This window comes from Metabacillus malikii (genome assembly GCF_030813355.1).
Lineage (GTDB): Bacteria > Bacillota > Bacilli > Bacillales > Bacillaceae > Metabacillus > Metabacillus malikii.
The window spans coordinates 24,310-42,482 of record NZ_JAUSUD010000012.1; the positions used below are offsets into that span (position 1 = coordinate 24,310).

At 38.9% G+C, this 18,173-nt stretch carries 19 protein-coding genes; 4 read left to right on the plus strand and 15 right to left on the minus strand.

Features of this window, described 5'->3' with window-relative positions:
• Positions 1-8: 8 nt before the first annotated feature.
• The 12 genes from J2S19_RS12540 to J2S19_RS12595 form a co-directional block, all read right to left on the minus strand.
• Entirely contained in the window at positions 9-404 is a 396-nt protein-coding gene (locus J2S19_RS12540) for a DUF350 domain-containing protein (protein WP_307342269.1), read from the minus strand.
• Positions 405-440: 36 nt separating this feature from the next.
• Positions 441-1,055 (minus strand): DUF4247 domain-containing protein, encoded by a 615-nt coding sequence (locus J2S19_RS12545; protein WP_307342272.1) that lies wholly within the window; start codon positions 1,053-1,055, stop codon positions 441-443.
• Positions 1,056-1,226: 171 nt separating this feature from the next.
• Entirely contained in the window at positions 1,227-1,898 is a 672-nt protein-coding gene (locus J2S19_RS12550) for a PspA/IM30 family protein (protein WP_307342275.1), read from the minus strand.
• Positions 1,899-1,910: 12 nt separating this feature from the next.
• Entirely contained in the window at positions 1,911-2,420 is a 510-nt protein-coding gene (locus tag J2S19_RS12555; RefSeq protein ID WP_307342278.1) for a DUF4178 domain-containing protein, read from the minus strand.
• A 259-nt stretch (positions 2,421-2,679) separates the two neighbouring features.
• Positions 2,680-3,414 carry an ABC transporter permease gene (locus J2S19_RS12560; RefSeq protein WP_307342281.1) on the minus strand — a complete coding sequence of 245 codons (735 nt, stop codon included), beginning with the start codon at positions 3,412-3,414 and terminating at the stop codon, positions 2,680-2,682.
• 2 nt (positions 3,415-3,416) lie between these two features.
• Entirely contained in the window at positions 3,417-4,124 is a 708-nt protein-coding gene (locus J2S19_RS12565; protein WP_307342284.1) for an ABC transporter permease, read from the minus strand.
• Positions 4,102-5,037, minus strand: a complete 936-nt coding sequence (locus J2S19_RS12570) for an ABC transporter ATP-binding protein (protein ID WP_307342287.1) — start codon at positions 5,035-5,037, stop codon at positions 4,102-4,104. Before J2S19_RS12570 ends, J2S19_RS12565 begins: the two co-directional genes overlap by 23 nt.
• Before the next feature lie 267 nt (positions 5,038-5,304).
• On the minus strand, positions 5,305-6,618 hold the full coding sequence (locus tag J2S19_RS12575) for a DUF4179 domain-containing protein (protein WP_307342290.1): 1,314 nt from the start codon (positions 6,616-6,618) through the stop codon (positions 5,305-5,307).
• Positions 6,611-7,138 (minus strand): RNA polymerase sigma factor, encoded by a 528-nt coding sequence (locus J2S19_RS12580; RefSeq protein WP_307342550.1) that lies wholly within the window; start codon positions 7,136-7,138, stop codon positions 6,611-6,613. Before J2S19_RS12580 ends, J2S19_RS12575 begins: the two co-directional genes overlap by 8 nt.
• Before the next feature lie 98 nt (positions 7,139-7,236).
• On the minus strand, positions 7,237-8,583 hold the full coding sequence (locus tag J2S19_RS12585) for a HAMP domain-containing sensor histidine kinase (RefSeq protein WP_307342293.1): 1,347 nt from the start codon (positions 8,581-8,583) through the stop codon (positions 7,237-7,239).
• The gene (locus tag J2S19_RS12590) at positions 8,580-9,251 is read right to left on the minus strand and encodes a response regulator transcription factor (RefSeq protein ID WP_307342296.1); all 672 of its coding nucleotides are present in this window, start codon (positions 9,249-9,251) and stop codon (positions 8,580-8,582) included. The genes J2S19_RS12585 and J2S19_RS12590 overlap by 4 nt, the downstream gene beginning before the upstream one ends.
• Before the next feature lie 343 nt (positions 9,252-9,594).
• A complete protein-coding gene (locus J2S19_RS12595; RefSeq protein ID WP_307342299.1) occupies positions 9,595-11,352 on the minus strand; it encodes an SEC-C metal-binding domain-containing protein in 1,758 nt (585 codons plus the stop codon).
• 685 nt (positions 11,353-12,037) lie between these two features.
• Here J2S19_RS12595 and J2S19_RS12600 point away from each other — a divergent pair.
• Entirely contained in the window at positions 12,038-12,667 is a 630-nt protein-coding gene (locus tag J2S19_RS12600) for a 5-bromo-4-chloroindolyl phosphate hydrolysis family protein (protein WP_307342302.1), read from the plus strand.
• Positions 12,668-12,679: 12 nt separating this feature from the next.
• Positions 12,680-13,822, plus strand: coding sequence for a toxic anion resistance protein (locus J2S19_RS12605; protein WP_307342305.1), 1,143 nt, complete (start codon positions 12,680-12,682; stop codon positions 13,820-13,822).
• A 45-nt stretch (positions 13,823-13,867) separates the two neighbouring features.
• On the opposite strand, the gene J2S19_RS12610 is transcribed toward J2S19_RS12605, so the two are convergent.
• Genes J2S19_RS12610 through J2S19_RS12620 form a run of 3 tightly spaced genes read right to left on the minus strand, consistent with a single transcriptional unit; the run spans position 13,868 to position 15,941 of the window.
• Positions 13,868-14,071, minus strand: coding sequence for a hypothetical protein (locus J2S19_RS12610; protein WP_307342308.1), 204 nt, complete (start codon positions 14,069-14,071; stop codon positions 13,868-13,870).
• 28 nt (positions 14,072-14,099) lie between these two features.
• A complete protein-coding gene (locus J2S19_RS12615; protein WP_307342311.1) occupies positions 14,100-15,284 on the minus strand; it encodes a hypothetical protein in 1,185 nt (394 codons plus the stop codon).
• Positions 15,285-15,287: 3 nt separating this feature from the next.
• Positions 15,288-15,941, minus strand: a complete 654-nt coding sequence (locus tag J2S19_RS12620; protein ID WP_307342314.1) for an ATP-binding cassette domain-containing protein — start codon at positions 15,939-15,941, stop codon at positions 15,288-15,290.
• Positions 15,942-16,098: 157 nt separating this feature from the next.
• Between J2S19_RS12620 and J2S19_RS12625 the strand changes: the two genes are divergently transcribed.
• Positions 16,099-16,809, plus strand: coding sequence for a response regulator transcription factor (locus J2S19_RS12625; protein WP_307342317.1), 711 nt, complete (start codon positions 16,099-16,101; stop codon positions 16,807-16,809).
• Positions 16,806-18,173, plus strand: a complete 1,368-nt coding sequence (locus J2S19_RS12630) for a sensor histidine kinase (RefSeq protein ID WP_307342320.1) — start codon at positions 16,806-16,808, stop codon at positions 18,171-18,173. The genes J2S19_RS12625 and J2S19_RS12630 overlap by 4 nt, the downstream gene beginning before the upstream one ends.

The window sequence follows — 18,173 nt, forward strand, 5'->3', positions numbered from 1 at the left end:
TCCTTGCATTACGTAATGGATGCACCAATGACAAAGGCAAGGCCAATGGATACACACATACTAATAATTCCGACTGAGATATTTCCTTTTTTCAATTGCTCTTCAACTGAGAACTTTCGTGTAAATAGTTCGAAAAGAAGATAGGCAATCATTTGCAGGAAGATACCGAATAATCCCCAAATCAATGTATCTAGCACACTTGCACTATGGTAAATTGAGAATGCGAGAATAATACAAATCGCAACGATTTTTCCTCCAATTGATAGAGAAACAGCATGATTCCCGTTTAGAACCTCATCCCAGTCTTTGTATTTCCTTGTCATAAATTCAAAAATAATGAGTCCAACTAAAACGATTGCAATTGCGATTACAAAATAAAGAGCGGTTAAAACGAATGGCTCCATCTTTTTCATCCTTTCTTTATTGAATTTTTATAGTACTTACTTACCGGTTCCAGGGCCACCACCACGGACAGTTGAGGTGCTTCCTCTTACTGATGACGAAGATCCAGTTGATTTTTTGTAATATCCACCAGATGAACTGTAGCCACCATAACAATCCTCATTGTTGTATCCGCACTTACTTTGGCGTTTTTTGCCCCAATCATCCACATCAAGGACTTCATCTAAAATCCAAAGTGCGAACAAGCCGTTAAAAAAGTTTGGCTGATAGTTATCACGAACAAATCCATATGTTGCAATTTCAACAAGTGTGTCTGAAGAATTGTTTTCATCAGGTGTAATTGTGATAAATGAGTCGTTATAAATTAGGACTTGTTTATTATCCTTTTTTTCACTGACTTCTTTCGGAGTTTCGTGGCTTTGTAATTCACTGACAACTTCATCCACTGATTTGTTTTCAGCTAAGTAAATCTCAGCAATGTCAGTTGAGCTTTGTTGGCTCGTAACAATATCTTGCAAAATATAGTTCGATTCAATAAATTCAATAATGCCATCTTTGAAAAATGACCCGCCTGTTGAACCTTGAGCATTACTTCCACATGCAGCTAATAGGAGTAGAACTGACAGCATGACAAAAAGAAGTGGCTTTCTCATTGACTCACCCTCTTTCATTTTGGACATATGTAATTAGGATTCTTATTTAATGAATGCGAGGGGGGTACTATTTATTCCCCCTGATTCAATAACGAGCTTAGGAATTTGATAGTTTTCAAAAAGTGGGCAGTAACGATTGAGTCGTGTTACTGCCCGTTCTTTTTATAGTGCTTACTCTTTACCTAATTTACGTTTTAATGCAGCTAGTTCATCATCTACAGCACTTGTTTTATCTAAAGTTTCGAATTCATCATCAAGGCTTCGGTTTGAAGAGCGTATATCTTCACTTGTTTCTGCTTCCGCTTCAAATTGAAGGACTTTTTCTTCCATGCGCTCAAAGCCGCGTTTTGAATCATCTGTACCGATACCAGAAAGAGTACGGTTCATTTTTGTACGAGCTTTTGCAGACTCAGCACGAGCTTTTAATGAATCTTTTTTCAGCTTCATTTGGTAGTATTCAGCTTTCATTTCATCAAGTTTTTTACGAACAGCTGCAGAATCTAGTTTCGCACGCTCGTAAGACTCTTTTAATGTTTCAGCAGTTTGACTGTGTAGCTTTTTATCTTCTAGTGCACGACGAGCTAGGTCATCGTTACCAGCTTCAACGGCTTTAAGTGCTTGCTCATCACGCTTATCAACCATTTTTTGTGCATCTTCATATTTCTTTTGCAGCATTTTTTCATTGGCAATTTGTTTTGCGACTGCACTTTCTGCATCACGAATATCTGATTCCATATCGCGCATGAATTGCTCTAGCATTTTTACTGGATCTTCTGCTTTGTCTAAAAGGGCATTTAACTCAGAATCGACAACAGTTTTTACTCGTTTGAAAAATTTAAACATTAAAAATTCCTCCTATTTACTTGCAATTATTTTTAATTCATATTGTTCAATATCATAGCCAGTGCTTACTTCAATTTCGCTTCCCCATTTTTCAACAGAGAGATATTTTTCTTCTTCTTCATCACAATAGTCATAATACTCACAAATCATCCCGTTAATGTTTTGATTACGCCCAATTCCATTCACTCTAGCTTGACCTGATTCATCAAGATAATACGTAATCCCTTCATGACGAATCTTCTTCGGAATTGGCTCATCAAGCTTCAGCTTTGCTTTTTCATAGATGCCAAGATAGAGCTCATCATCCATTTCAACGCTTAACCAAATCGTTTTTGATACCCCTTCAAGCTGATAGGCGTACCATTTAAAGCCATGGTCATTATAGCTGATTTTCCCAACAACTTTATAATCCTCTAAATCATACGTGACAATGTCATCAAGTTGAAGGTTAAACACATTCCGCTCCTCAACGGGCTTCGAAGCAGACTCCTTCTTCCCAAACAATCGACTAAAAAAACTCATGTACCCACCTCAACTTTATTCCTTTACACTATCATCTCACAACAACTAATACGAGTTAAATAGGAGAAAGTTTCGCATTTTTTTATTTTTTTTGATATGGATAGAATTTATGTGGGATAAAGGTCACATAAAAATGGCAGGAGTAGGTAAATGTGTGTGGGCAACAAGTGCGGGGACAGTCCCCCAGCGCTTTAACGCAGTGGGGGACAGTCCCTCAACGCTTTAAAGTAACGGGGGACTGTCCCCGCTACGTCTCCCACTAAACGGCTTTTTTATTGATGTAAACGAGTCCGCTTGCGAAGAAGAGGATGAAGCCGCCGATGATGGCGTAGGCGATTGATTCAAAGGAGAGGAAGAATCCGCCCCAAGGCCCAGTTCCGTCTCTTGGGATCATTGTTAAAAATGGTTGAACCCATGGGTAGTAGGGAGCAAACGTTTCTGAATTTGCAACGAGAATGTTCGGGACTGTGAAAATAACATTAAATGCTAATGGTGCAGCAAAGCTTGACCAAGCCATGGAAATAAACAGCATGATAGCTGCTAGGGGTAATGTTGAAATCCAGCCTCCAACAAAGCTTCGAAGCATGATATCATACGGAATCGGATCCTCAAAGCCTTTCAAAAACCCGACTGCCAACCACGCTACTAATACTAGACCTTGGTTTACAGCAATTAGCATCATCGTCAAAATGAATTTTGATAAGTACACATTTGTTCTTTTCACGGGCAGACTTAATAATTGCTTCCAACCGCCATTTTTATGTTCAAAGCGGCAGAGGAAGCTTGTAAACACCCCGATGATGAGAGGCAGAAATAGTATCGTATGAATAGGTGTCATCATGACTAAAGGGACAATCCATTCATTTGGTACACCTTCAACTTGTTCTGTCAAATATCCGCCAGCAAACGCAAGGACAGGGCTGACAAATAGTAAAAGCCATATATACGTTTTACGCATTTTTAAAAAGTCAGATTGTATTAAACGCCACAGCATTATTATTTCACATCCCTTTTTTCAAAATCTATCACTCCGATAAGAAGGATAACAGCACCTAGCATAAGTCCGGCAATGACATACCACATCGGCTCGTTATCCCCAGTTAATGTGGGCCATTTCCAAATGAACCACTCAGGGATGTTCCGTGCAAAATTAGGTGCAATTGTTCCGAATATCCCTATCGTTAACGGAATCGCCTGGTTGTCAATTGTAATCGATAGCCATGTTTGCAAAGCTAAAATAGGTAAACCAGCTAATAATGGATAGAAACTATTTTTAAAAATATCGAAAAGTGGCATTGAGGACGGACTGAACCCAAGCCCAATGCCGAGTAAAATCGTTCCGATAAATAAGAGAATACAAGAAAGAAATAGCATGAATAATAGGATAAAAAATTTTGATGAAAACACGACGCGACGCTTAATTGGCAAGCTTAACAGGTGCTTCCACGAATTTTGCTGGTGTTCAATTGAAGCGATTTGCGATGCTAAAATTGAAATCCCGAGTAAAAGGGCAAGTGTAACGAACCCATTTACATTCATAAGCAGGTCTTGCCAAACATCAGTACTGCCTTGCACTAAATAGTCATAACGTACTCCGTAATTGACCATTTGCAAGGCGATTACGCCAAACGGACCTAAGAAGACAAGGAGCCAGAACCATTTGCGCTTAATTTTTAAAAAATCAGCATGCAGTGCTGCCAACATTGTTCATTCCTCCTTCATTTGTCAGGTCAAGGAAGATGCTTTCCAATGATTTTCGTTTTTCTTCTACACGATAAATGGCATGACCTTGATGTACTAAGTGGGAAATGATTGTTGCAACTTGCTCTTCTGATACGTTTTCTCCTATTAAATACCCGTCTACATGTTCCACAACATATCCAAGTGTGCGTAGCAAAGTTTTGGCTTTTATGGAATCCTTCACTTTTATCGAAATTTTTGCTCGAGCTTTATTACGTAGCTCCTCAATAGAGTTTTGGAAAATCAGTTCACCTTTTGAAATAATTCCGACCTTCGTAGCCATTTGATCGATTTCACTGAGTAAATGGCTTGAGATGAGGATTGTAATTCCATAATCTTTAGGCATTCTTTTAATTAAATCACGGATTTCATGGATGCCAGAAGGATCGAGTCCGTTTGTTGGTTCATCTAAGATGAGGAGTTCAGGGTTTCCTAAAATAGCAGACGCGATACCAAGACGTTGCTTCATCCCGAGTGAGTAGCCTTTGACAGCTCGATCTGCATCTTTAGTTAAACGGACAATTTCCAGTACTTCGTCAATTCTAGATTTAGGCACTTGGAGAATTTTACGGATTGCCTCTAAGTTCTCCCGTGCAGTTAAGTGACCGTAATAGGATGGGGATTCGACCAGCGAACCGATTTTCTTGAGAGCTTGTAAATGGTTGCCTTTGACGTCCTCACCGAAAAGTTCAATTGAGCCACTACATGGTTTTGCCAGCCCGAGCAACATCCGGATTGTCGTAGTTTTCCCAGCACCATTTGGCCCAAGAAAACCGTAAATTTCACCCTTGTTAATCGAAAGGTTCACCTTATTAACAACAGGAATACCTTTAAACGTCTTCGTTAAATCTGTAGTTTTAATTAATATTTCATTCATGTTCATCACCTCAACTCTATGATAGGCGAGAGAGGTTAAAAGGGAGGTGGGGTTTAGTTTAAATTTTGTTTAAAAGAAGAGTGGGGGACAGTCCCGCAGTGCTTTAACGTTGTAGAAGAGTGGGGGACAGTCCCGCAGTGCTTTAATGTGGTAATAGAGCGAGGGACAGTCCCGCAGTGCTTTAATGTGGTAATAGAGCGAGGGACAGTCCCTCAATGCTTTAATGTGGTAACAGAATGAGGGACAGTCCCCAACTAAATGTCCCCACTAAAGTGGTATTTCTAGCTCATTTATTGTGACTGTTTTTATCTCTGATATGTCTAGTGGATAGGCTGGTAATAGCTTTATAATTACTTCCTCTTTGTCTGCGCTGTTCATAATTGAGTTAAAGTGAATGACAGTGCCGTCAGTCATTATAGCTTTTACAGTTAGTGAAGTGTCATCTTCATATTGGCCTGTGCCGTTTATCGTGATTCCTAGTGGTGAGATGGCAAGATTCGTTGCGGTCCAATCGCCAAAGTCTTCTTGTAGAGCCACAGTTTTTTCTTCAAGATTTGATTCAAGCCTAAAGGTTGTTTCCCAATTCCCTTCCATGTAGAGCCCGTTTGATACAAAATCACCCTTTAACTGGAAGTCACCCAAATCAATTCGCTGTAGGTCAAATATATATTCTATATAATTACTACCGTAAGTTAGATCGCCCTTATTATCTACCCCGAACGATACAGTGGATGCATATTGTATTTTTCCATTATCATTTGTTAAATACAGGCGACCATGGTCATCAACATTGTTTTCCCGCCATTTCACTTGAACATGTAGCTTATCGTCAATAATACCGATGTTGGTGATTGTTAGAAAATCAATTTTTGGTAGTTTAATTGCCAGCTCACCAGGATATAGGATTTCCGCTTGTTCCTCTGAAAACAGTGAATCACGTTGCCCTCCACCGCCACCTGAGGAATGCATTCTGTCTAGTAAAATTGTATTCGGTTGCTTGTTCATTTGGTCCAACAAGTCAATTTCGACTTGTTCAAATGTATGTTTATGACTAAGCATAGAGGTAACACTTAGATGAATCTTTTTGTCATGTAGCTGTTTGTTCCCATTTGCTTGAAGCCTGAAAAATGCCTTTTTTTGCTGCTTATCAAACGAAATAAGCTGACAATTAAACATTCTTCCTATAGATAAAAAGTAATCATATATATCTATCGTCTCATCAATACGGTTTTCATCAAGGTCTTCCATAGATAGATATATAACTGACATCTCATCATCACTCATTGCAGCGATAACTTCCATTTTTATGCCGTTGTCGATACTTGTCTTCTGAATCGGCTGAAGCAAATCTGCTAGCTCAGGACTAATCGTTGCGATCAAGTTATTAAAACTAGGAGAAATTGCTCCAGTAACTGTTGCAGAAAAAACGAATAGAACCGAGGCGATAAGTGAAATAATAGCCCGTTTTTGAACTCGTTTTGGGCGCTCGGAACTTGCTTGTTTTGCCCCTTGAGCTGCACGAAAGTGGAGTTCAGGAGGAATATCAATTTTTTTGAGCTCATGCTTTATATCTTCATTCATACATATCAACCTCCTTGGCGTGCTTGCGAAGCTTTTGTAAGGCTCGATATAAAATTGACTTTGCCGTTCCTAAAGGTATGTGTAATATTTCTGCAATCTCTGAAAAAGTATAGTCCTCGTAATATTTTAAGAGAACGATGCTTTTTTCGTCAGGGCTAAGCTTTTCTATAAGTTCTTGAAGTGACAATGAGAGAGGTATGTGCTGATCGTCACTTAGAAAAATTGGTTCATTTTCAGGTTTTAAAGGTACGATTTTATTTGTTTTGTTTAAACAATCAATCGCACAACGAATCGTAATTTTGAGAAGCCATGTTTTTAAGTATTCAGTTTTTTGCAGCGAACCGATGCTTTTAAACGAACGATAGGCAACCTCTTGAACGACATCTAATGCATCGTCTTTGTTTTTGACATATACAAAGGCCATTCGGTATATATCTTGTTCGTATTGTTGATATAGCTTTAAAAAGGCTTTACTATCACCCTTTTTTGCCTTTTTAACGAGCTTATTGATGTTCTCCACCTCTTTCAAAATATGACATTCATTCTATTAGACAATGAAACAAGGTTTTTGGCTCAAATTTTTCAAAAAAAATAACTCCTGCACTGTTCATGAGGAGTTTATTGATAAATAGTAATCGATGTACCAGTCTCACCTGTGTCAATTGACCATTTTAGGCTCATTTCGTTAATCATCACTTCAACAATTGTCAAACCGATTCGAGCACCTTGCTGCTCGCTTGTTTCTTTAAATCCAGTTCCTTTATCTTGAATGGTCAGACGATTATCTGTTAAAAAAAGTCCAATATATTTCCCATCTGATGCATGACGTAGTACATTTTGGAGCAGGTTTTCAATGATTCGTTCCATCCATTGTTGGTCAATTTCCCAAAGTACTGGTTCGGATTGTATGGAAATATCGATTTCAAAACCTTTTTCTTCAAAAACAGGATACCAGTTAGCTGCTAGCGTACGGAAGAAGCGGTTCATTTCTGTCTTCTCTGGATTGTAGGGATATTTTTTCGCTGATAGCAACGTATATGAAAAAAGGTTATCAATGAGTTTGCTTATAAAGTCTATTTTCTGGTCAATCGCTTCTAAAGCATCGGTGCCTTTTGCAGTTGTCACTTCTGCTTTAACAAGTGATAATTGGGCACGAATTGTTGTTAATGGTGTTCGTAAGTCATGCGAAAGGTTTGCGATTAAATCCTTCCTTAATGTTTCTTCGTTTTGCTCGCGGAGGCGGCTTTGTTCTAATTCAGTAATCATTTGGTTAAAGCTATTCTCAAGCTGACCGATTTCATCCATTTTTGAGATAGCGACAGTTTCTGGTATACCGAGTTCACTTTTGTTTTCCATTGCATTTGAGAGACGTAACAGTCGTTTATGGATGTTTCGAAAAAAGAGCCATGAAAAGATAATAAATAGGATAAGCGTAATTAATATCACGTAAAAATAAAGAAAGCCGAATTTTTCTGTCAGTTTGGAGACTGTTGATTGGACTAATGAACGGTCAACCTCAATGACCATAAATCCATTTGCTATATCGTTGCCTAGGAATGCGACAACAGTAAAGGGGTTAGCATCGTGATGTTCCTTCATATATTTCACCGTGTAGGATGGTGTCCATTTGTCTGGGAGGTTTTCTGTGTAGGAAAAGCGGTCTTTCGTATTTCCTTCTTTGTCTACCCAGAAGATTTGTGAGCCAGGGTATTTCTTTTTATGTAACTCATCTAACGTTTCGCGGATTTCAGCTTCTGTTGCCGTTCCTAGTTTTTCTGCCTCGCGATGCCAGCTAGTCGTGAGTTGCTCAAACCCTTGATAGGAAGCAGAGCGATTGTCGTTTTCAAGAGCCAGAAAAGGAAGTGATACTAAACCAGATACGATTGGAATCGAGAGTGGGAGAAATAGCAAGGCAGCAAAAATAATTAGTAAATATTTAAATTGTAGCGATTTAACTAATCTCATGCTTTCACCCGATAACCGATACCTCGGATTGTCTCAATGATTTCTGGTTTTGAAGGGTTTAGTTCAAGCTTTTCACGAAGAAAGCGAATATGAACCATTAATGTTTTGTCACCCTCGATATAAGGTTCCTCCCAAACACCTTCATAAAGTTGTTCCTTCGTGAGGATTTGGTTGAGATGACGCAGGAAATAATGAAAAATCTGGTATTGCTTCCCGGTTAAAATAATTTCTTCACCTGTTGTCGTATTGATGATTGTGTGGCTTTTAAAATCAACTTCTAAGTGTTTAAGTTGTTTTTTGTCTGTTGATGTTTGATTGGTTCTTCTTAATAAAATTTCAATACGCTTTGCAAGCTCCTCTGGATGGAACGGTTTTGTCATATAATCATCTGCAAACTCTAAGCCTTCAAGCTTATCCTCAAGGGATGAACGTGCTGATAGCATTATAATCGGAGCGTTAGGCTGTGATTTTTTCAAGCGTCTCCCTAAGGAAAAGCCGTCTAATCCGGGGAGCATGACGTCTAATATCGCGATGTCAAAGTTGTTAAGCGGGTTAGGCAGCTCTAGTCCTGATGTGAACCAATCGACTTCGTATCCTTTTGCCTCTAACTCTCCCTTGACCCACTTACCAATTTCAATATCATCCTCTATGTACAAGATACTCCTCATTTGAACGCCTCCTTTATTTTTGGGGACAGTCCCCCGGCACATTAACGCGGTGATAAGGTGAGGGACAGTCCCGCAATGCTTTAATGTGGTAACTGAGTGGGGGACAGTCCCCAACTAGAGTCGCCAACTAGAAGTCCCTAATTAAAAAAACGCAAACCCATCATTTACTGTAGAATGAGAGTTTGCGTTGATGATGGGAAGGGGTGATGAGTACTTTTGGGGACAGTCCCCCATTACTTTAATACGTTAACACAGCGCGGGACAGTCCCCTATCAAACCTTTAATGCGTTAACACAGCGCGGGACAGTCCCCTATCAAAGTCCTCCATCAAAAGTCCCGTCTATCAAACCATTTCCACAAGTTTCCCTTGTTTCTCGAGCCATTTTACAAATGCTTTGACAGTACTTGTAAAGTCTTTTATAGCTGTTTTCGTTAGCTGCTCGTGTAGGGTTGGGAAGTCTTTGTCGATGACTTCTGTCCAAAATGCGTCGTTGCATTCGTCCCAGCTCACAATTCTCCGTTGTTCGAGTATTGCTCTTAAGTCAGCTAAGCTGCTGCGATATTTGCGAACGGTTCCTTCTGATTTTCCGTCGGTTTTTTCTTTGTAGAAGCTCAAGACATCATCCGTGTAAAAGGCGCTTGCCGTTTCTGGTGTGAATCCTAATTGCTCTAATGTTTCGATGTCTCCAGTAGCGACTGCTGCCGTTGGGTTCTTCGTAATAACCGCTAACGAAGATGTTCTTTCCACACCACCTGTTACAAACGGTGATAGCGGTAACCCAAGCTCAGTACGGATTGAATTATAATCTGCCGTGATGTCCACGGTGCCATATTGTCTTTGTACTTGAATATACATATTGTATTCAAGCTGCTTTAGTTGATTATCGGCATCTGCCATACGTCCTGACTCAATCAACTCTTTAATCGAGAGCCCATCAAATTGACGTAACGGACGGTCGAATTCAAAGCGTTGGTCATTTTGCGCATATAATGAGAAATATTTCGGTGTATCTTTATCAAGAGTTACCATGACATCGCGAATCTCTGCTTGGAATGGCACTTTGAACGTATGTGTCGTTTCATCATCCAGAGTGATTGGAAGTTGCTTCATCATTTCTTTAAACTCTGCCACACGTTCCTCAGATAAGCTATTAAATTTCAAGCGGTTATTCTCAATGAAAATTTTCCCGTACACTTCTGCTAAAAAGATCGGCTCTGTCAATTGATTATCTGAATATTGGTACCACGTATCAGCCCAACTAATTTGTTTATTCTTTTCTTCCCACACATCAATTTCAAAAGGTTGCTGCTTAAGAAATTCAAACACAGGCTCCTGGTCATCGAGATTAAACTGAAGTATGTATTCAGAAATCTCTCTTTCCTTATTGCGCTCAACATTGTCATCATGTACAAGTGCCACTAAAACCTCAGGATAGTAATCTATCAGAATATCTTCTACAGGTTTTTTCGTTTCTTCAGCCAATTGTTGAACCTTTTTCACAGCACGATCGAAGCTAAGTGGATCCTCGAAGCTTCTTACTCCATTAAAATAGTATAAATCTTGGAAAGGCTCTAACAACGTTATCGTGCCATACCACGGTGCAAAATAAGGAACATTGTCTTTTATATTCGCAACATCATAAGTTTCATTAGAAAATACATTCTTAAATGTAATGATGTTCTCATTTTTGTTAACCGCCTGGACCATTTGTGGTGCCAATGATTTCCATGTCTCTGCCAGCTGTCTTTCATCTTCTGAAAGCTTTGCATCTGTATCGTTCACAAACCACTCTATACCACGCAGTCCGTTTTCAAAGCGATGGAAGAAATAAAGCCAATATTGAAATAGACCTCTTGCAAGTGTTTCCTCAATGCGATAATTAGTCCGTTTTTTAAACTCTGATTGTAATTGATAATACTCTGTTGGAGATAATTGTTTATTGAAGAAGTCCTTTAACGTTAAAACAAGCGTTTGTTTCGTTTGAAAAAATCGTTCTTCCTTAATTTCTTGAATTTGTACAATTGCTTCTTTTTTCATACAACATTTCTTATATTTTTTTCCACTCCCACATGGACATGGATCATTCCGTTTTACTGACAAAATCATCACCTATCAATCTTTTCTAGTATAAATAAGAACGTATAAAGTTTTCTACAGCGTCGTTAGTATGTAACACCAGCACTTTTTTGCAGATATATGTGATTTTAGATGATAGGACAAAACTATTCAAGTTTTCTTACTGATTTGAAACTTTCTACCTTCATAATTCGTACTAATAGATGTAAGATGAAAGTATGCAATTAGATAAAAAAGATGCGGAACGTACGCGGGATCACGCCGCTTACCGTATCGTGTTTGATAAAAAATAGGCTGTTTTCGTAAACATTGTTGCTTTTAACCGATTTGTCGTTTAGGGTTTGTCTCCGCTACAGTACTCGCTTTCCGCGGGGTGGGTGGTGAGCCTCATAGCTCCTTGCGGCACGAACAAGCAAACTTCAGGTCACCTCCCTACGATAAGTCATCATCGATTCGCCATTCGGCTCATCGTGATTCCTTTATCTTAGTCGATGTCCCTCCAGTTTGTACGTCGATGGGCAAGCCGCCTACGCTTTTCGTATTCCTCAGCGTAAACGACTGCTCACGTCTCACCTCTCCCACGCATCCCGCAGGAGTCTCGCACTTACGCTCCGACAAACCCTTAAAAAAGATTAGTGCAAAAAGCCACAATCTTTTAGAAAAGTGCCAAAAAATGAAAAGCTTTCATGATAAATAGGAGTCGATTCCAATGAAACAATTTGTTCAGTTTTTTACCAGGTCGTCAATTGCCACGGTTTCAACGGTGACAATTTGGATTGTGAGTTATTTTCCATTAAGCCTGCCTTATGTCGTCTCTAGTGCCTATGCAGTCGGTGGGGGAGCACTGACTTACTTCACTGTGAAGGGGATTACAACACAACGATTTTTAAAACAAAATCAGCTTTCGCGTAAAGAATATAAATATATTAAGAAAAATTTAAACGAAGCAAGTAAAAAAATCGCCCGTCTTCGTAAATCATTAGTCAATGTGCGTTCACTCACGTCAATCAAACAAAATATTGATATTTTACGTGTTGTTAATAAAATTTATACAATTGTCAAGAATGAACCAAAGCGCTTTTATCTTGTTGAACCGTTTTTTTACTCACATTTAGAATCACTTGTTGAAATTAGTGAGAAATATTACTTTCTTACATCACAACCGAAGAAAAATGCCGAATTAAGCATTTCTTTAAGTGAAACACGCAGGACAATTGACAATTTAGCCGAAACAGTTGAAAAGGACTTATATGATGTACTTGCGAAGGATATTGACAATTTGCATTTCGAAGTTGATGTCGCAAAGCTTAGAATTGATAAAACAAAGAATCGAAAGTAAGGAGCAATGACGATGAACAACAATAATAATCTTGATGATTTATTAGCAAATCCATTTGGTGATAATGAACTAGTAGTCGACGAAAAAAACGCAGATGTGCCATCCGATAAGCCGAAACGACTCATCGACGTGTTACCTGAAGAAAACCGTCAAAAGGCGATTGAACTGGCAAAGCAAATTGACCCGAAAAACCAGCAGGCAATTTCTTTATACGGCAGCCAAGCACAATCAAAGCTGCTGAATTTTTCACACTCGATGCTTGACCATGTTCAAAAGAAAGATACAGGTGAAGTCGGTGAAATTATCGGCGACTTGATGAAACGGCTTGAACAGGTAAGCCCCGATGATTTAAAGCCAGAAAAGCGTAATCTCATTTCAAAAATGTTTGGGAAAATCTCAAACTCTGTCCAAGAGGTGCTATCACGTTATCAAAAAACAGGTGCCCAAATTGATAGAATTAGTGTGAAACTTGACCATTCTAAAAATGAATTATTACGTGATATTAACGTTTTAGAGCAACTTTATGAAAAAAACAAAGAATACTTCCAAGCGTTGAATGTGTATATTGCGGCTGGAGAGCTAAAGCTTGAGGAGCTCGAGAAAGAGACAATCCCAGCAATGAGAAAACGCGCTGAAGAAACGCAAGACCAAATGGCGTTCCAAGAAGTGAATGACGTATTGCAGTTTGCTGACCGACTTGAAAAACGGACACATGACCTCGTGTTAAGCAGACAAATTACCATTCAAAGTGCACCACAAATTCGTTTAATCCAAAGCACAAACCAAGCACTCGTTGAAAAAATTCAATCATCGATTACAACGGCGATTCCGTTATGGAAAAACCAAGTTGCAATCGCATTAACATTACTGCGCCAAAAAAATGCTGTCGAGGCTCAGAAGCTTGTTTCTAAAACAACGAATGACCTATTGTTGAAAAATGCAGAATTACTTAAGGTCAATACAATTGAAACAGCAAAAGAAAACGAACGTGGACTTGTTGATATCGACACATTGAAAAAGGTCCAAGACCACCTTGTGTCAACACTTGAAGAAACACTCCGTATCCAAGCAGAAGGCCGTGCGAAACGGATTCAGGCTGAGCATGAATTAGCAAACATGGAAACGGATTTGAAAACGAAATTAGCGAGATTATAAAAGGTAAAGCCCCGTATCTCAAAACAAGAGAACGGGGCTTTTTGTCTAGCTTTCACTATTACTTTTCTGGAGTTCAGGAGCTTCATAAAATGCCTCACTAGGAAGTTTCTTAAACTCTCGCTTAATCTCCCTCTGTGGGACATGCTCCTTAGGCTCATCAACCTTCCCAACAAATGCATATGCAGTGCCAATTGAACATAAATAAACAAAAATAATAGCGAAAATAACAGTTTGCCGTTTATTCAACATTTACACACCTCCGACTTGTCAAGTATTACTAGTCTTGACAAGTTGAGGCGGAGCTAAACGTGGGGGACTGTCCCCGTCGACAAATCATATATATCGCTGTGTATAAAATGACTGCAAGCAAACACAGCAAGATTACACCGGTCCCAAATGTAATATTTGGATTATTTGTTTCACTAATTATGGACTGTGTGACTACATCAGCACTTGAAAAGTAAAGAAACGGATTCAAGTGCAAATAAGGGTTAAATGCCTCAATTGCTTTTACTGCAATGGATGAACCTATTGTGATAACAACAGAAGTAAATAAATGAATCAACCTGTTTTTTACAAATAAGCTTAACAATGAAATAAGTAAAACGATCGTTAGAATACTTAGTACTTGCAGGATAAATGTTTTAGCTAGCACATTCCATACAGGGCTCGTATGAGGTGTGCTTGTAGAATGAATGATTATTGGATAATGAAGTGAACCCATCCCATTGGCAATACTCGCAATAATGAAGCTAAACATCAATGCAAACACATAAACAGAAGTGGCGATTAACGTGCTAAATACGATTCGTTTCGTCATTGTACCGATAAAGCTGCTCGGAAGGAGTTTCTCTATTTCAAATCCGTTTTTATGCGTACTTAAGAAAATATCAGTTAAAAATACTGATAGAATCAGAACAAAAAACATTGGGAACAGCGAATCCATGACACGATATACGTAATTAAAACCAAACAATTCATATGCTTCCGTATCAGGCTCTTGATTTAATGCACGTAATTGCTCAAATAGAATGATTTCGTTTTTTAAAGCAGTTACATAGTCTGCTGGAAACAAATCTCCTCCGGACTTTTCGTTAACTTCAAGATGCCGATTTACGATTTTAATTGAGTAGTCTAAAGCGTCAGACCATTTTCCCTGGTCAGCTAATTCGAGAATTTGTTCATTCCAGTTTTTTTGTTCTACGATATCTTGTAATGCCTCTTTGTACATTGTGGTATCTTCTTCGCCGTAACTATGGCTATTTAACTCTTCTACATATTCCTTCTCTTGTTGTAATGTTACACGATAATCGTCTTTAACAGTGTTTGTAAAACTATAAGAGTCTCCTGAAGTAATATTTATGATATATAAGCCAACAATGACCGAAAGTAGAATTGTCAAAAGGATGAGATTGCCACGGCTTTTCAAGGTCTTTTTTAGTAAAAAGTGATAATAATTCAACGGTTAATCCCCCAATTTTCTATCGTTTGCAACTAAGGATAAAGTACGATTTTCCATTTCGAAAATAAAGTCGCAAACAGCGTAAATGCTATCATTTTGATGCGAGGAAAATAACACGCAAGTTCCGCGTTTCTTTGCATCTAACATATAGCGTTTAAACTGTTCCAAGCTATTCGTGTCGAGCCCAATTGTAGGTTCATCAAGCAGCCAATAATTTGCCCCACTGACCGCATACATAGACAGGAGGAGTTTCTGCTTCATTCCGAGAGAATACTTTTTTATTGGTAGTTTAATATAGTCACCCATTGACCAGAAATTTATGACTTCAGTTATCGGCATTTGATTCTCGTTTTTCCAAGTTGATTTAATGAAGTTCAAATAATCCAATCCCGATAAATTTACATCAAACCATTCGGCGGTTTCATAATAGAGGATAGCATTCTTCATTTCTATTAAACTAAAAATCTTGTTTTGCTCTTCGATAAAAATCATTGCTTTATCTTCACGTCTAAGTCCGCTAATTGTCCGAAGTAGCGTCGTTTTTCCACTGCCATTTCTAGCAGACAAACCATAAACGGCTCCCCTTTCTAAGCACATATTTGAACCATATAGTAAAATTTCTCTCGTTTTTAAATCAAGATTTTGCAATTTTAACAATGAAATTCCTCATTTCTAATTATTGGAATATTATACAATATTACCATTTTGTTAGGGGACTGTCCCCGCCTATACAAAATTAGCTACTGTTTGAATAAATTTGTTATGATGAAGTGGGGACAGTCCCCATGAAAAGTCCCATGAAAGGAGATTTCAAATGGCAGAGGAATCAATCCTAATCGTTGAAGATGAAGAAAAAATTTTAAGATTACTTGAAATAGAGCTTGGCTATGAAGGGTATGCGATTGGCAAAGCGATGGATGGCCTTGATGCACTTGAATTATACCGTAGGCAAAGTTGGGATTTAATTTTGCTTGACGTCATGATCCCTGGTATAAGCGGAATCGAGTTACTACGTCGGATTCGCACAAAGGATTCCTATACATCGGTTATCCTCTTAACAGCAAAGGGGTCTGTTGAGGACAAAGTATCTGGGTTAGATTTAGGAGCCAATGATTACATAACAAAACCATTCCAAATGGAGGAGCTCCTCGCGAGAATCCGTGCTGTCCTCCGGATGAAATCGAGCATTCCACAACCGACCGAACAACAAGCTGAGGAAGACGAGTGGTTAATTGCTGGTGACTTAAAACTTAATGAAAAAACACGTGAAGTTATGAGGCAAGCGAAGGAAATCGAGTTAACACCTAAAGAATATGACCTCCTCCTTTATCTACTAAAAAACAAGCGCCAAGTACTAAATCGCGATCAAATACTTGAAGCAGTTTGGGGCTATGACTACTTTGGCGATACAAATGTCGTTGATGTCTACATTCGCTATATCCGCAAAAAAGTTGATTATCCGTTCGAACATCCGTTAATCCATACTGTTCGCGGCGTTGGCTACGTGTTAAAGGATGCAAAATGAAGCTTCGCAATCAAATCAATTTATATACAGTCGCACTCGTCATTGTTTTAATTTTGCTCATGAACTTCTCAATTTACGCAGTATTCAGCCATTTAATCACCGACAACGAACTTCAACGTTCAAAAGCGGAAACAGAAAAAATCGCAGTTGCATTAAGCGAAGGAATTAATACCGTAAAACCTAGAGATTTATTACGTGCGTACGTCCCAATCGATGGTATGGTGCAAGTGATTTCTGAAGAGAGAAAGCCGCTTACAACGATAACCTCTGTAACAGAGACGGGGTTAAAGGACCAAGATGTCAGTTATCATCCAGGTGAAACAAGCAGCATTATTACATATAAGCAAAAAAAATATACGCTAACATCGCTTCCAATCATCTGGTCTGATGGAACAGTGGTCAGTTTACAGCTAACGCAAAACATTGAAGCAACGGAAGAAATCCTATCTGTTTTGCGCCTCGTTCTTTTGGCTGTTACCATTATCGCGATTATCCCTGTCATCCTTTCTAGCCAGGTACTTAGCAAAATCATTATCCGACCCATCAAAGCAATGACCGAAACGATGAAGGACATTCAAGAAAGCGGGAAATTCAAACGGCTGCCGCAAGAGCGAAAATCAAAGGATGAGCTCTATGAAATGGGCAACACCTTTAACCATATGATTGATTTACTCGAAACTAACTTTGAAAAACAAGAACAATTCGTCTCCAATGCTTCACATGAACTGAAAACACCGTTAACAATAATTGAAAGCTATTCAGATTTATTAAAAAGAAGAGGAAAGCAGCGCCCTGAACTGTTTGACGAATCAGTAGAAGCGATCCACTCCGAAGCGGTCCGAATGCGGGAAATGATTGAGCAGCTTCTGTTACTCGCGAAGCACGATGAACAATGGACGCTTGAAATGAAGCAGACAAACTTGAACTCACTCGTCTCTGAATCAGCCAAGGTTTTTCAAAATGCGTACAATCGTTCCGTACTTTTGAACAGTAAGGAAGAACTGAAACTTGTCACAGATGAACAAAAGCTAAAGCAGATTCTCTTTATTTTTTTAGATAATGCAAGAAAGTATAGTGAAGATGCGATTACAATAACGATTGAAAAGGCAAATGAAACACCAACAATCCGAATCGAAGACCGTGGGATCGGTATTCCAAAGCAAGACTTATCCAAAGTATTCGATCGTTTTTACCGAGTTGATAAAGCGAGAAGTCGAAAGCAAGGTGGCACCGGACTAGGGCTCGCCATGGCCAAGGAGCTTGCAGATGCACTAGGTGTGAGGATAGAACTGAATAGCCTTGAAGGAATCGGAACAACCGTAACATTAATTTTCTCAGAGAATTCTCATGTTCATCAGCTATAA

What these genes read in the sequence shown, in the direction of transcription:
- J2S19_RS12600 (WP_307342302.1), top strand. Translation starts at nt 12,038, where the DNA reads ATGAAACAATTTGTTCAGTTTTTTACCAGGTCGTCAATTGCCACGGTT.
- J2S19_RS12550 (WP_307342275.1), bottom strand. Translation starts at nt 1,898, where the DNA reads ATGTTTAAATTTTTCAAACGAGTAAAAACTGTTGTCGATTCTGAGTTA.
- J2S19_RS12555 (WP_307342278.1), bottom strand. Translation starts at nt 2,420, where the DNA reads ATGAGTTTTTTTAGTCGATTGTTTGGGAAGAAGGAGTCTGCTTCGAAG.
- J2S19_RS12575 (WP_307342290.1), bottom strand. Translation starts at nt 6,618, where the DNA reads ATGAATGAAGATATAAAGCATGAGCTCAAAAAAATTGATATTCCTCCT.
- J2S19_RS12545 (WP_307342272.1), bottom strand. Translation starts at nt 1,055, where the DNA reads ATGAGAAAGCCACTTCTTTTTGTCATGCTGTCAGTTCTACTCCTATTA.
- J2S19_RS12625 (WP_307342317.1), top strand. Translation starts at nt 16,099, where the DNA reads ATGGCAGAGGAATCAATCCTAATCGTTGAAGATGAAGAAAAAATTTTA.
- J2S19_RS12585 (WP_307342293.1), bottom strand. Translation starts at nt 8,583, where the DNA reads ATGAGATTAGTTAAATCGCTACAATTTAAATATTTACTAATTATTTTT.
- J2S19_RS12570 (WP_307342287.1), bottom strand. Translation starts at nt 5,037, where the DNA reads ATGAATGAAATATTAATTAAAACTACAGATTTAACGAAGACGTTTAAA.
- J2S19_RS12565 (WP_307342284.1), bottom strand. Translation starts at nt 4,124, where the DNA reads ATGTTGGCAGCACTGCATGCTGATTTTTTAAAAATTAAGCGCAAATGG.
- J2S19_RS12560 (WP_307342281.1), bottom strand. Translation starts at nt 3,414, where the DNA reads ATGCTGTGGCGTTTAATACAATCTGACTTTTTAAAAATGCGTAAAACG.
- J2S19_RS12605 (WP_307342305.1), top strand. Translation starts at nt 12,680, where the DNA reads ATGAACAACAATAATAATCTTGATGATTTATTAGCAAATCCATTTGGT.
- J2S19_RS12610 (WP_307342308.1), bottom strand. Translation starts at nt 14,071, where the DNA reads ATGTTGAATAAACGGCAAACTGTTATTTTCGCTATTATTTTTGTTTAT.
- J2S19_RS12540 (WP_307342269.1), bottom strand. Translation starts at nt 404, where the DNA reads ATGGAGCCATTCGTTTTAACCGCTCTTTATTTTGTAATCGCAATTGCA.
- J2S19_RS12590 (WP_307342296.1), bottom strand. Translation starts at nt 9,251, where the DNA reads ATGAGGAGTATCTTGTACATAGAGGATGATATTGAAATTGGTAAGTGG.
- J2S19_RS12630 (WP_307342320.1), top strand. Translation starts at nt 16,806, where the DNA reads ATGAAGCTTCGCAATCAAATCAATTTATATACAGTCGCACTCGTCATT.